Raw genomic sequence first — 12,589 nt, forward strand, 5'->3', positions numbered from 1 at the left:
GGAGGAAACATGACCGAGACGAAAGACACTTTCTTCAAGCCCGAAAAGCTTTCGCCGCAGGCGAAGGCCGAGCAGACGACATCTGTCGCCAAGGGTATCCTCGAAAGCGAAGCTGTCGCTAGGCAGAAGAAGACCGAAAAGCTGCGCGCGCTGAGGCTCGCGCAGGAGGCGGTCCCGGCGCCGCCGAAAAAGCCGAGAGCGGGCAAGAAGGCTTAGGGCCTCTGTGCCTCGCCTTGCCATGGCATGATAAAGCGGTGCTCTCTGGAGCGCCGTTTTTTGTGTTTGGTGATGGCGCCGGGCCTCATGGAGGCCGCCATCTTAGGTGAGGCCACATTTCCAGAGCAGTCACGAAAAGGCCGGGGTTTCGAAGCCCGGCCTTCTGAATTATGGCGATCGGTTGCGGATTTCAATGCAAGGTGACGGCTCGCTCCGGCACGGCGATTTCTTCCTCTGCGAGGCCGCTGAGTGCGACAATGACCTCGTCGATGGACCAGCCGACGCTCAGAGCATGGTCGATCAGCTGGTGGAAGTCGGTTCCGAGGTATTCCTTGCAATCATCAAGACGATCTGCCGAAATAATGATTGTGCGTGAATTCAGGACCCTGGTCATGGCCTTATCCTTTGCTGCGAATATAACCGGCGCAATCGGTTATAGTTCCCGCTTCACAGCATGTTGTTGAATGAATACTTAAGAGCTTGCGAACTAGTTCCGGTCCCGGGAGCGGGCAACCTACCCGCGCCGGAAGTCCGAACGCAGGTGGCTGTAAAGTCGCAGCGCGAATCCAATGCCCGGAGCGCACCAGAAGACAGCGATTAGATAGGCGATCACCGTTACGCCGAGGCATTCGCTTTCACCGGTCGCGCAGGTCGGGGCGACCATAATCGAATGAAGGCAGAGCGTGCCTGCGGCCAGTGAAGCAACTGCAACCGCGATTGGCAGCCAGAGGCTTTTCGCACGCCCGATGGCCAGGGCGGCAATGAAGACCGCCATGAAGGGAAGGGATGCAATCCAGAAGAGGGTCATCAGGCTCTCGGGGCAAGGTTCTTCGCATGGAGCCTATTCTGATTTGGCAGAACGGCAAATGACCAACATGCACGAGCCCAGGCCCTGACATGCTCGCTGTCAGGGCCTGCACCCGCATCTCACCCAGATCCGTTCAGTTCCTGACCTCGAAGATCATGTTGAACGGCGTCTCGCTGGCGCGGCGGAAGTGGTGGTATCCGGCGTCCAGCGCCACCTTGCGCAGCTTCATCTCGCCCGCCTGCGCGCCAAGCCCGAGGCCGACTTCCTGGGCCATGGAGGCGGGCGTGCAGATCATCGTCGAGGCGCCGTAATAGACGCGGCCGACGGGGTTGAGGTTGTCCTTCAGCCCGTCATGGGCGAAGGGCTCGACGATCATCCAGGTGCCGTCCTTTTTCATCGTCTCGCGGATATGGCGGCCGGCCCCGACAGGGTCGCCCATGTCGTGCAGGCAGTCGAACATGGCCACCAGATCATAGTCGCCGGCCGGGAAATCCTTGGCCGATGCCTTGCTGAAGGTCACGCGGTCGGCAACACCGGCGTCCTTTGCGGCGCGCTTTGCCCGCTCGATCGACGGACCGTGATAATCGAAGCCGTGGAAATGCGATTTCGGGAATGCCTGGGCCATCAGGATCGTCGAGGCGCCGTGGCCGCAGCCGACATCGGCGACTTCCGCCCCGCTTTCCAGCTTTTCCTTCATGCCCTTCAGCGCCGGGATCCACTCGGTGACGAGATGGCTGTTATAGCCCGGCCGGAAGAAGCGCTCGGTGCCGCGGAAAAGGCAGGTGCTGTGCTCATGCCAGCCGAGGCCCTTGCCGGTGCGGAAGGCATCCTCCACCTTCGGCTCGTCCATCCACATGGACTGCACGATCTCGAAGGCGCCGCCGAAGAAGGCAGGGCTTTCCTCATTGGCGAAGACCAGCGCCTGCTCGGGCGTCATGGCGAATTTGTTCGAGGCCTCGTGATAGGTGATGTAATCGGCAGCCGCCATGGCGGCGAGCCATTCGCGCACATTGCGCTCCGTGAGACTGGTCGTTTCCGCAAGCTCCATCGACGAGCGCGGCCGCCCGTCCATCATCGCCCGGAACAGCCCGAGATGATCGCCGAGCACGACGAGAACGCCCGATACACTGGCGCCGAGATCGCCCACGAGGCGACCGACGAGTGCATCGACTTTCTGCATGTCAGGTTGCTGCATATCGGTTTTCTGCTTATCGGTTTTCTGCATGGCACCCTCCTCAAGATGCGCCAGCCCCAGTCCGACAGTTCGACCCGCTGATGATTCTAGGCCGGAGCGGCAGGCAGTCAATGCTGCATTCGGGTTAGGGGACCGGCGGGTTAGGGAACCGGGTGAAGATGCTCCGCATTGAAACGTCACGTCATGCGTTCCGGAAACTGCGGCCGGTCTTCGGGCCGATGCTGTCGGGACGGGAAATGCCGACTGAAGTCACCCCTCCAGCAACACCAGACAGGCCCGGAAATTAAGTGCCACGCCGTCCTTTCCGCGGTATAATGACGCGCGGCGGATGCAGACGGAGGTGAAGCCAATGAAGAGGCTCTCAATCATTGCCCTGTCGCTGGCAACGGCGCTGGCGAGCGCACTGCCGGCCGAGGCGTTTCCCACCATGGCCGCCGCCCCTGATGTCGAGGCACAGCAGGCGCAACTGGTACGCTACCGCGGTTACTATGGCGGCTATCACGGCGGCTACTATGGCGGTCACGGCGGATACTACCACCACCATGGCGGCGACGGCTGGGGCTGGGCGCTCGGCGGCCTGGCCGCAGGCGCGATCATCGGCGGAATGCTGGCGCAGCCCGGATATTACGGCTCCGGATATTATGGCTCCGGCTATTATGATCCCGGCTACTACGGCGGCTATTCCGGTCCGTACTATTACGGCTCGACGCGATATTATGCACGACGCTACTATTATCCCCGGACCTACTATTATCCCCGGGCCTACTATGGCGGCAACGGCCATGTAAGCTGGTGCTTTGCGCGTTACCGGTCCTACAGGGCTTACGACAACACGTTCCAGCCCTATCACGGCCCAAGGCAGGCGTGCGTCTCGCCGCAATATTGATAGCCGCTGACAGCGTGGAGATCGCGACAGGCTTCAGGGAAGTTCGATTTCGCCTGCTACCACGTGGTTGAGGCCGGTGCCTTCCGCCGTCAGCGTCATGCGGACCTTCAGCTTCTTGCCGCCGATCTGCGCGTCGCGCACGGTCTCCTCGATCTTGCGCTGCGAGGTCACGCCGACTTCCTTCAGGAACTTGCGGATGGACATGTTGAAGGCGTCTTCGCTCATGATGATATCCCCCATGTGAGGAAGGGATTGTACGGGAAGGCGGCCGGTCGCGAAAGCTGGATGGGAGGCGCGGTGGCGATATTCAGCGCGAGCCGGCAAATCGAGAGGCCCGCAGTTGATGGCTGGTGTGGATGGATCGGGTTTGCACTGCCGAGTGTCTGCTCTCCAATGACAGACAGCCTCCGGCGATGCGTTCATGCGCGGTCGATCATTTTTCTTATTCGCTCTTGCGCACGTTCCGCCGCTTCTCTCGATTGCCAGGACACCTGCCCGTGCCTCTCCAATTCATATCTTTTATGTTCACTGAGGGAAGTTTTGCGGCCGGATAGACGATCTATCAATGTGTCGGTTTCCACGGACAGCTCGAGCGCTTCGATTTGTGCTATGGTTGCGATGAGTTTCTGCTCAGCGGCCTGGAGATAGGACTTGATCGCTTCTTCCACGGGATACGACTGCAGCAGAAGCTTAGCGTCTGTCTCGCGTCCCTTAAGGAATAGCTGAGTGACGTCGTCAAACCTCGCTTTCGAAGTTAGCTGGAGCAGGTCGTGCGGAAAAATGCGCTTTCTGTTGCCGATCGGCAATGTTGCCGGAAGGCATAGACTATACACCTTCGCAACCAATTCAGAGCAATAGCGAGCTCGGTTTGCTGAAATGGGAGAGAAGCCAACAGAAAGATCGTAGGCTTGGCTATGGAAATAAAACAAGTTGGCTAACCAAAGGTCGGCAGTTGCTATCTCAGCTCGCACCTTAGCAAACGCATATTCAAAAGGCGTTCGATCGCCACGCTCGATCTCAGGCAGATGGGGGCGAACGACGAAAATCTCCTCAAATCTTCCTTGGTCGAAATACTGCGATTCCGAACATACGGCGACGCCGGTCTCAGGAGTCGCATGTGCCCAAATTTGATTGGCGACGCAAACCAACACGTGTGAGAATCGTGCTCCACGTCGACCGAGAGCTTTCTGCCCGAGTATGATTGATTTGCTAAGCCAGTCACTCTCCCGAACGAATGCGATGTCACCAGGATTCGAGAAAATATATTCGTCGCTCATTTGGTGTCCCCACGCCAATAGGACCGACTAATATATGTAAATGCGGCTGACGCCAGGAACGAAACCAAGGCGACGGTTACATAGATGGCTACAGTTGGGGTAGCTGTTTTGGGATCTATAAGACTTCCAATGATCGGGTCTATCTTGCTGAAAGCATATCCGCTCAAGAAGCCATAAACGAGCTTCCCGATGCTAGCGAAGGCCTCCCTCTCAGTGATGCTATAAGGTGAAATGATGATGCCGACTGTCCAACCAAGCGCCGCACCTAGCACTCCACTCAGAAGGCATAGGTTGAAGTGAGTTCCGTTCTCATAGCTCCAGGCAAAGAATATTAAACTGCCAAACATCATGAAAACGACAATCGCTCCGACCCATAGGTCGGATATATCGCCCGATGTTGCAAAGCGCGAAATGCCCGGTGCTGACTCCTTTGGCTCTTCGGTAGATGCAGCGTTAGTCGTTGTAGTTGATTGTCCCGATTCAACTGCCATGCTACGGTTCCTAATAGGCGCCTAGGCCTGCTCTCATCGTCTCACCAACTCGTAAAGCGCATAATCCTCACAATTTCTCCGAAGAAATTATTTAATAAATAATAACTGGTATTTCTTCTTTGAGTTTCTTTTAGAGCGGGATTAAATCGGAAAAAGTTCCGCGATCTCTTTCCTTATCACTTAACTTTTTGGGGTATGGGTTGTAAATTTATTTATTAATGTAGTGTATTTATATATTAGTTTACCGCAGCTTCAAAATAAATCTTGAATTGGTCCGGCGTTTTTCGGAAATTATATTCAATTTATAGCCACTGATCTGGGCCGTAAATAGCTGTAATTGGTTGCAACATTCCTCTGCATTTGGTCCGATCATAGAATCATCACCTCTTTGTGCAGCCAATAATTTCGGTTCTGATGGAATGGGATGAACCTTTTAGAGCCGGTCCTCTTCACCGCGCGGGGCCGCTGCGGGGCCGTCGCCCTGCAAGCGAGGCGGTCGCGGGCACATCGGGAAGCACAGCCTGAAGCGGCCCACCCATCCCTGGTCTCAGAAGGGCGGGCCGCCATCGGCTCGCGCTATTTCAGCGGCAGGAACAATTCCACGACGACCTCATGGACAGGGACATCAGGGAAGAAGGAGAAATGCCGCTGGCAATAGATCGGGAAATCGCGGGCTTCCTCGCCGCTTGCCGGAAGCCAGTCCCGGTAGAGATAGAGGGATGCGGGTTCCAGGTTGTGGGTATCGTGAACGACGCGGATGACCGCGCAGCGGCCGGCCGGGATCACGCCTGATTTCATCACCTCGTCGTCGGCATCGATCGGCCGGTCGGTGCCGACACAGATGTCCATGCTGTAATCGGCCGGATTGGCGGGGATTCTCGGGGAACGGAAGATGTTGAAGGTGGGGCTTGTCTCGGGTGACAGGCCGGCGGCCTTGCGCCAGGCGATGAACCGCTCGATGCTGGTGCCGAGATTTGCCCGGTCGCCCCGGTGTTCCAGGATCGCCACCGGGGTTGGCGGTACTTCGCGGATCGTCACGTCGTCTTCTTCATAGGTTATCTGCATGAGCTTGCTCCTTGCGTTTTCGAGGGGCCCGAAGGCGGCAAGCCACGGAGCCCAGTCGGGCGATCTCCGGAACGAGGAAGGCGATTGCCCGAACCGTTGCCGAAAGGCGCGGGCAAAGGCATCCGGTGCACCGTAACCGGCATCCATTGCTATGTCGGTGACGCTCTGGTCGCCGTTTGACGCCAGGTGGTGCGAAGCGCGCTTCAAACGGGCGAGCTGGACATAGCGATGCACCGACAGACCGAAGGTTGCCGAGAACTGCCGGTGAAAATGAAACTTCGAAAAGGCTGCGATAGCGCTCAGCGCGTCCAGGTCCAGATCGTCATCCAGATGCCGGTCTATGTGATCGAGCACCCGCTGCATCCGGGCATGGTAGTTTCGAAGCGCCGCCTTCATCATTCCGTCCTCCGTGGCGGCTCCAACTAAACGCGGGCAGGGGCGATCCGCTCGACCGATCTTGCGGTTTTGGCGGCACCTGCGGAACAGGCAGGTCGGTTCATGCGTGATCGGCGTCGTAGCGCAGGCGGTTGTCCTCGATGCTGCCCCTGTTTTCAGCCGCCCAGTCGGCCAGGTGGCGGACGGTTTCCGACAGGGAGTGCCCGAGCGGGGTCAAGGTGTATTCGACCTGCGGCGGGGTGCTGGGGTGGACGGTTCTGGCGATCATGCCGTCTCGTTCCAGCGTCTTCAGCGTTCGCGTCAGCATCTGCTGCGAAATGCCGCCGATCTGGCGCTTAAGCCCGTTGAAGCGGAGAGCACCCAGCCGAAGTGCGACGACGACCTGGATCGTCCATTTATCGCCGACCCGGCTGAGGATCTCGCTGACACCCCGGCAGTCGGCGCCTGCCGGCCTTGCAGTCACATCCATCTGACCAGCTCCCAAAGATATGCTTTTGACGGATAATTTTAGGTCCCATAAATGGCCGTGGTCAACATCTGAGACCTTGTCTCGCGGCGAAGCCGGCGGGCGGGTCACCACCAGGAGACCACCATGAACCTCTTCTACTATCCCGGCGCCTGCAGCCTTGCCGATCATATCGCGCTCATCGAGGCGGGGCTTGCCTACAGGCTCACCAGCATCCGGCATGACAAGACGACGGAGGACGGGCGCGATTTCCTGTCGATCAACCCCAAGGGCTACATTCCCACGCTCGAACTCGAGGACGGAGCGATCCTGACGGAGAACCAGGTCATCCTGGCCTATATCGCCGAGACGAGCGGCAAGCTCCTGCCCGGGGACGGCATCATACGCTGGCGCGCGCTCGAGGCGCTCGCCTTCATGTCGTCGGAGATCCACTCACGGTACCAGCCCTTCTTCCGGAATTTCCCCGAGCCGGAGAAGGAGCGCGCCCGCGAAAAGCTCGCGCAGGCCTTCGCCATCCTTGCCGGCCAGATGGGCGACAAGACGTTCCTGGTCAGCGACGAGATGACGATTGCCGATTGCTACCTGTTCTGGGTGCTGACGGTCGCGCCGAGGAGCGGCGTCGAACTGCCGGAGGCGCTCGGCAGGTTCCTCGCGCATATGCGAACGCTGCCTTCCGTGACGCAGGCCCTTGCCGAGGAAGGGCTCGGCTGATCAGGCGGTCCGGCTGGCCGGCGAAGGTACTCAGCCGGCCAGCCGTTCTTCGCGCGGGCCGCCGCTCAATCCAGGAGGACGACAGCCTCGACCTCGAAGAGCATGGGGTCGATCGCGAGTCTCGGCACCGGGACCAGCGTCTGTGCCGGCAGCCTGTTCCCGAACATGCGCGTGACGGTCTCCGTCAGTATGCCGAGCTTCGACATATCGTGGCCGACCACGTAGACGGTCAGTTTCACGACCTGGTCGGGGCGGGCGCCAAGTGCTGCGATGACGGCGGCGAGGTTCGCATAAGCCTGTTCCACCTGGGCAGCGAAGTCCGGCGAAAGAGCGCCGTTCCGGTCGTACGCGCCCTGGCCCGAGATGAAGGCCAGCCGGCCGGCGGCTGGGGCGATGACCGCCGTGCTGTAGCCGTGCGGTGTCGGGTCGTGCAGATGGGAGGGGTTCACGATAACAGGCGTTGCGGCGAGGGTTTGATGGGATGTCATGGTCTGTCTCCTTGTCGGGTTGCCATGACACGCCTAAGGTGAATCGGTGCCAGATTTTGGCACCGAATATCGGGAAAGCTCCAGGGTGCGCAAATGAACATCCGCCTCAGACACGACGCCATCGTGCGCATCCTCAGGCGCAACGGAAGCTCGACAGTCGATGATTTGGCAGAGGAGGTTGGTGCTTCCAGGCGAACGGTACTGCGCGACATCGGGGCGCTGCGCGAGCAGGGTTTTCTCATCCATTCCGAATCCGGCCGGGGTGGCGGGCTGCAGCTCGACCCGGAATCGGTGCAGACCACGGCCCGGCTCTCGGTCACCGAGGTGTTTGCGCTCCTGATCAGCGTGGCGGCCATGCGCGCGGCACGCTCCCTTCCTTTCTCCGATCTCGCCGATGCCGGGCTTGCGAAGATCGAAAAGGCGCTTTCGGCCGACAAGGTGCGGGACCTGCGCCGGCTTCTCGACTGCCTCTATGTCGGGCAATTGTCGCCCAGGCAGGATATTTCGGACATTGGCTCGATCGATTCCGGGCTGCTGCCGGCCTTCGAGACGGGGTTTCTGCAGCGGCTGCATCTGCGGTTCCGCTACCGTGACGCCAGGGGAATGGAAACGCTGCGCGAGGCCGAACCGCAGGCCATGCTCATCCTGCCGCCACTTTGGTATCTCGTCGGCTGGGATACCGCGCGCGGGGATTTCCGGCATTTTCGTATGGATCGGATCAGCGCGCCGGAGATCGTGGAAGGCACGCAGTTTCGTCGAAGGCACGTGCCCTTCGAGGATGATGTCTGTCCGTTCAGCGAAATGGCGCGCTGAGCATCGGCGAAGGGCCAGGGCAGACGCCGAATATCTGAGATGCGGGACGCCGGAAGGCTGGCTCGACGACAACCCGGCCCTTGATACAGCAACGGCGGCCGTGTGCGTTTCCATGGTGCCCGCATTGCGGTCGGCCCTAGCTTGAAGTTGCCCGTCAAACCTTTAGTTTCGACTAAAATAGTCGCAGGGACATGCAGGCAATGACTGGCAAAGCCGTTCACTCGTTCGAGATCGTCGAAGAAGTGGCCTCGGATGCGGGGATCTATACCTGGGATATCGTCAGGAACCTCGTCTTCGCAGACAGCGCGCTCGCCGAGCTTTTCGGCATGGATGCCGACGCCACGGTGCGCGGCCTGCCGCTGGAAGACTATCTTGAGCGAGTCCATCCCGATGACAAGCCGGATCTCGCAAAGACGATCTCGCAGGCGATCGTCGCCGAAATTGCCCAGCAGAACATCTATCGCGTCCAGGGCAGCGATGGCCGCTACCGGACGGTCGCGGCCTTCGGCCGGGCCTTTCGCGACCAGAGCGGTTCGCCCGTGCTCTATTCCGGCATCGTCGTGCCGGTGACCGACTGCGAGAATGCCAAACCGGTGGCGCATTAGACGGCTGTTGCCGTCGATTCGCGCCGGTCGCTTGCGATGCTGATGTCACCGCATGGCTTCTGCTATCCGTAACAAGGCTGCATAGATGACCTCCGGATCGCCGGGTGCAACGGCGTCTCGGGTCAGGGCTTCCGCCTTGGCGACAATCTCGTGGGCCGCGCGCAATGCCGACCGGCCGTCCGGCGTGAGTTCGGTCGTCAGGACCCGGCCATGCACCGGGTGGGCGGTTCGTTTCACGAGGCCGTCCCGTTCGAGTGTGGCGATGATGGACTGCATCGTTTGCGCTGTCACGAAGGCGCGCCGCGCCAGCTCCGCGCTTGACAGGCCCGCGTTGAACTCGAGCCCCGCCAGCACCGAATATTGCGGGGTCGTCAATCCGATGTTTCGAAGTTCATTGTCGAGATGGCCCCGCAGCGCCTGCTGGGCCCGTTTCAGCGCATATCCGAGCGAACGGTAGGTGTCATCCACCGGGGGATCAATCAGGCTGGACATATCAGGGTCCTTATATTATATCAGGCCCCTGACGATACTGCGTTAGGTATAAAAAGGGAAGACAGCTCATGGCTCGCCTCATTGGACCGGATTTCATCGGGATACAGACAAGGGATCTGGACGCCGCACGGACCTTCTACCAGGATATTGTCGGGCTCACGCCTTCGGCAAAAGCCCCTCCAGGTGCGGTTGTTTTCGAAACGCAGCCCATCCCCTTCGCCGTCCGCACGCCGATCGGGGACTTTGACGACACGGACAAGCTCGGGGTCGGCATCGCGATCTGGTTCGGCTGCGACGATGCCGACGAACTGCATGCGCATCTCTTAGAGCGCGACGTTCCCATAGCCTTCCCGCCGAAGGACGGTCCGTTCGGGCGCTATTTCGCCTTCGTCGATCCGTTCGGCTATACGATCACGGCGCATACCGTCCTGGCGAGGCAGTAGAAGCCGCGGCCGCACGGACGATGTTGCCCTGATGGCCGCACGGGCCTGGGGGAGGCAGGCGCAATCTTACAATCGATTGCGCCCATCGACATGGACGTTTGTCATTGCGATAGGATCAAGCCGAAAAAGGTGCTAAGCGCGCCAGCCAGACAATGACAGGAGTGCAATTGTGAGCGAACTGACCGTAGCGGATGCGACAAACCGCATCTATGAATCGCTGCATGCCGATAATGCCGACCTCGACACACACATCGCTGCTCTCAAGGCGGCATTGGCTCGGGCGGGTGTGAAAGAAGCGGTATTCGATCCGGCCAGGCTCGTGCAGAACAACCGTCAAGGCAGGAAGCTGATGCAGGCATATTTTCGCCAGCGCGGCGTGACGGTGAAATACTCGGCCTAATGAGGCCGGCTGACCGGCTCAACCGGGCAGAGCGGCAAATAAAGCTTACGAGAGCCCACTTTACGGCGGCCTCTCTGGCGTCGTTGGAGATCTGACGGGCGCTTTGAACTGCGGCGGCGGCTTTGCGGATCACGTCGATCACGAGGTCGCCGCTGATCGGTTCCGACCTCCTTCTCGGACGCGCGGACGGTATGTTTCAGGAGGATGTCAGGCTCCTGCTTGCCGCTGACGACGGCGGTCTGGTCCTGATGACCTGTCGCGGCGTGAGGCGCTCCTCCCAGAGCGTCGATGAGCGTCTCGCTGATGGTGTCGAATACGATGTGTTCGAGATTCTATGAATTCGCTGCGCGACGGCGGCGATGTGGTCGAATTGCCCGTTTCCCGACCTTGCCGGCGGCCCGATGATGGATTTGGCTGGCGACCATAGCCATCAATGGGAGCCAGCATGACCAGCCTCGACCGATGGACCGCCCACACGCCGATGTCGGACCCCGGCCAACAGGCGGAGGCTATCGCAGCTTTGCCTGACGAGGTCGGGCATCTCGCCGGCATCGTCCAGGGCCTGCTGGTGCATTCCAGCTGGCTCGGGGACTATGGTCTCGACGCCTCGAGGCTCGGGCCGGGTGCGCGCCAGACCCTGCCGATCGCCGAACGGCTTGCCGACATCATGCAGCGCGACGACCGTCCTCTCGCCCAGGCGCGGCCGGCCGACAGGCGATCCGTTGGAACATGCCGGGATTTCGCGCTGATGCTTTGTGCATTTCTCCGCAGCAAGGGCGTTCCCGCGCGTGTGCGATGCGGCTTCGCATCCTATTTTTCGACGGAGTGGGAAGATCACTGGATCTGCGAATATCGGGATGGCGGGACGGGCGAGTGGCGGCTTGCCGATGCACAGATTGACGCGATGTTGAGAAGCAGGAAACACATTGAATTCGACGCTGCCGACATGCCCCGCAGCGCTTTCCTCATGGCAGGGGAAGCCTGGCTGACATGCCGCCGCGGAGAGGCCGAGCCGGCAAGCTTCGGCCATGGCGGCACAACCGGCCTCTGGTTCCTGAAGATCAATGTCCTGCGCGACCACCTTGTCCTGAACGATCGCGAGACCTCCAAATGGGATCGCTGGCGCGAGGCACCGGAGGCAAGCCGGCAGGTGCCACCCGATGAGTTGGCATGGCTGGATGATCTCGCGGCCTGCCCGGATCAGTCGCTCGTCGCCCACAAACCGGACTGGCTAGCCTAAGTTGGGTTGCGTGGCTGGAGAGGCCGGCTGTGCTGGACGATCAAAAAACGAAAACCTAAAAGAGATCGACCACAAGCCCGCGTTTTGAAGGAGGAGAAAAAATGGAGCGGATCGAGAGGGAAGTGAGCGGCGGCTGCCAGTGCGGGGCCGTGCGCTATCACGCAACCGCGATGCACGACAATTCGCATCTCTGCCATTGCCGCATGTGCCAGAAAGCCTCGGGCAACGTCTTTGCCGCGCTCGTCGCCGCGCCCGACGATGCGCTCACCTGGACACGCGGCAGGCCTCAAGTCTGGAAGAGCTCGGAGCTTGTGGAGCGCGGCTTCTGCGCCAATTGCGGCACACCCTTGTTTTTCCACCACCTCGAAAACGGCCGCACCAATCTGATGATCGGTTCGCTCGACGATCCGCACGCCTTTCCGCCGCATGCCAGTACCTGCACCGAGAACATGGTGGGGTGGTTCGATACGATCACGGGCATAGAGAATACCGGTGCGACCGAAACCAACGGTGCCGACTGGGCTGCGGCGATCAAGGAGAGCAGCAACCAGCACCCTGACCACGATACGAGTTCATGGATGGTCAAGGGGGCGTGAT

20 protein-coding genes are annotated in these 12,589 nt (G+C 60.1%); 10 read left to right on the forward strand and 10 right to left on the reverse strand.

From position 1 onward, the window contains the following. Positions 1-9 precede the first annotated feature (9 nt). Positions 10-216, forward strand: coding sequence for a hypothetical protein (locus FHX06_RS06175; RefSeq protein WP_183878491.1), 207 nt, complete (start codon positions 10-12; stop codon positions 214-216). A 190-nt stretch (positions 217-406) separates the two neighbouring features. On the opposite strand, the gene FHX06_RS06180 is transcribed toward FHX06_RS06175, so the two are convergent. The 3 genes from FHX06_RS06180 to FHX06_RS06190 all read right to left on the reverse strand — a co-directional run bounded on the left by FHX06_RS06180 (position 407) and on the right by FHX06_RS06190 (position 2,219). Then, a complete protein-coding gene (locus FHX06_RS06180; RefSeq protein WP_112546526.1) occupies positions 407-610 on the reverse strand; it encodes a hypothetical protein in 204 nt (67 codons plus the stop codon). Positions 611-730: 120 nt separating this feature from the next. After that, positions 731-1,024, reverse strand: coding sequence for a hypothetical protein (locus tag FHX06_RS06185; RefSeq protein WP_183878493.1), 294 nt, complete (start codon positions 1,022-1,024; stop codon positions 731-733). A gap of 133 nt (positions 1,025-1,157) precedes the next feature. Continuing rightward, positions 1,158-2,219, reverse strand: a complete 1,062-nt coding sequence (locus FHX06_RS06190) for a class I SAM-dependent methyltransferase (protein WP_112546684.1) — start codon at positions 2,217-2,219, stop codon at positions 1,158-1,160. 349 nt (positions 2,220-2,568) lie between these two features. Between FHX06_RS06190 and FHX06_RS06195 the strand changes: the two genes are divergently transcribed. After that, positions 2,569-3,105 carry a BA14K family protein gene (locus tag FHX06_RS06195; RefSeq protein WP_113016094.1) on the forward strand — a complete coding sequence of 179 codons (537 nt, stop codon included), beginning with the start codon at positions 2,569-2,571 and terminating at the stop codon, positions 3,103-3,105. 33 nt (positions 3,106-3,138) lie between these two features. On the opposite strand, the gene FHX06_RS06200 is transcribed toward FHX06_RS06195, so the two are convergent. From FHX06_RS06200 to FHX06_RS06220, 5 genes are all read right to left on the reverse strand, one after another. Further along, a complete protein-coding gene (locus FHX06_RS06200; RefSeq protein WP_112546528.1) occupies positions 3,139-3,330 on the reverse strand; it encodes a DUF6494 family protein in 192 nt (63 codons plus the stop codon). Between the two features lie 194 nt (positions 3,331-3,524). Beyond that, positions 3,525-4,382 carry a hypothetical protein gene (locus tag FHX06_RS06205; RefSeq protein ID WP_183878495.1) on the reverse strand — a complete coding sequence of 286 codons (858 nt, stop codon included), beginning with the start codon at positions 4,380-4,382 and terminating at the stop codon, positions 3,525-3,527. Beyond that, complete coding sequence (locus tag FHX06_RS06210; protein WP_183878497.1) at positions 4,379-4,873, reverse strand: hypothetical protein; 495 nt, start codon at positions 4,871-4,873, stop codon at positions 4,379-4,381. The genes FHX06_RS06205 and FHX06_RS06210 overlap by 4 nt, the downstream gene beginning before the upstream one ends. Before the next feature lie 576 nt (positions 4,874-5,449). Then, positions 5,450-6,334 (reverse strand): GyrI-like domain-containing protein, encoded by an 885-nt coding sequence (locus FHX06_RS06215; protein WP_183879179.1) that lies wholly within the window; start codon positions 6,332-6,334, stop codon positions 5,450-5,452. A 100-nt stretch (positions 6,335-6,434) separates the two neighbouring features. Further along, a complete protein-coding gene (locus FHX06_RS06220) occupies positions 6,435-6,803 on the reverse strand; it encodes a winged helix-turn-helix transcriptional regulator (RefSeq protein ID WP_113211799.1) in 369 nt (122 codons plus the stop codon). A 123-nt stretch (positions 6,804-6,926) separates the two neighbouring features. Between FHX06_RS06220 and FHX06_RS06225 the strand changes: the two genes are divergently transcribed. Next, positions 6,927-7,511 (forward strand): glutathione binding-like protein, encoded by a 585-nt coding sequence (locus FHX06_RS06225; RefSeq protein WP_113016092.1) that lies wholly within the window; start codon positions 6,927-6,929, stop codon positions 7,509-7,511. Positions 7,512-7,576: 65 nt separating this feature from the next. Here FHX06_RS06225 and FHX06_RS06230 read toward each other — a convergent pair whose 3' ends face one another. After that, positions 7,577-7,999 (reverse strand): RidA family protein, encoded by a 423-nt coding sequence (locus FHX06_RS06230; RefSeq protein WP_183878499.1) that lies wholly within the window; start codon positions 7,997-7,999, stop codon positions 7,577-7,579. A gap of 93 nt (positions 8,000-8,092) precedes the next feature. Between FHX06_RS06230 and FHX06_RS06235 the strand changes: the two genes are divergently transcribed. Together FHX06_RS06235 and FHX06_RS06240 are read left to right on the forward strand one after the other, a co-directional pair. Continuing rightward, complete coding sequence (locus FHX06_RS06235; protein ID WP_183878502.1) at positions 8,093-8,812, forward strand: helix-turn-helix transcriptional regulator; 720 nt, start codon at positions 8,093-8,095, stop codon at positions 8,810-8,812. A gap of 200 nt (positions 8,813-9,012) precedes the next feature. Beyond that, a complete protein-coding gene (locus FHX06_RS06240) occupies positions 9,013-9,417 on the forward strand; it encodes a PAS domain-containing protein (RefSeq protein ID WP_112546687.1) in 405 nt (134 codons plus the stop codon). A gap of 45 nt (positions 9,418-9,462) precedes the next feature. Here the strand turns inward: FHX06_RS06240 and FHX06_RS06245 are convergent, their stop codons facing one another. Then, on the reverse strand, positions 9,463-9,909 hold the full coding sequence (locus tag FHX06_RS06245; RefSeq protein ID WP_112971862.1) for a MarR family winged helix-turn-helix transcriptional regulator: 447 nt from the start codon (positions 9,907-9,909) through the stop codon (positions 9,463-9,465). Between the two features lie 68 nt (positions 9,910-9,977). On the opposite strand from FHX06_RS06245, the gene FHX06_RS06250 reads away from it, so the two are divergent. The 5 genes from FHX06_RS06250 to FHX06_RS06270 all read left to right on the forward strand — a co-directional run bounded on the left by FHX06_RS06250 (position 9,978) and on the right by FHX06_RS06270 (position 12,588). Then, positions 9,978-10,352 (forward strand): VOC family protein, encoded by a 375-nt coding sequence (locus FHX06_RS06250; RefSeq protein ID WP_183878504.1) that lies wholly within the window; start codon positions 9,978-9,980, stop codon positions 10,350-10,352. 166 nt (positions 10,353-10,518) lie between these two features. After that, on the forward strand, positions 10,519-10,752 hold the full coding sequence (locus FHX06_RS06255; RefSeq protein WP_112546535.1) for a hypothetical protein: 234 nt from the start codon (positions 10,519-10,521) through the stop codon (positions 10,750-10,752). Between the two features lie 122 nt (positions 10,753-10,874). Beyond that, the gene (locus FHX06_RS06260; RefSeq protein WP_409564337.1) at positions 10,875-11,090 is read left to right on the forward strand and encodes a DUF3237 family protein; all 216 of its coding nucleotides are present in this window, start codon (positions 10,875-10,877) and stop codon (positions 11,088-11,090) included. 107 nt (positions 11,091-11,197) lie between these two features. Then, a complete protein-coding gene (locus tag FHX06_RS06265) occupies positions 11,198-11,992 on the forward strand; it encodes a transglutaminase domain-containing protein (RefSeq protein ID WP_183878506.1) in 795 nt (264 codons plus the stop codon). Positions 11,993-12,093: 101 nt separating this feature from the next. Further along, positions 12,094-12,588, forward strand: coding sequence for a GFA family protein (locus tag FHX06_RS06270; protein ID WP_113016087.1), 495 nt, complete (start codon positions 12,094-12,096; stop codon positions 12,586-12,588). Position 12,589: the final 1 nt, after the last annotated feature.

Origin of the sequence: Rhizobium sp. BK512, from assembly GCF_014194915.1 — a bacterium.
In the GTDB taxonomy this organism is placed as follows: Bacteria; Pseudomonadota; Alphaproteobacteria; order Rhizobiales; family Rhizobiaceae; genus Rhizobium.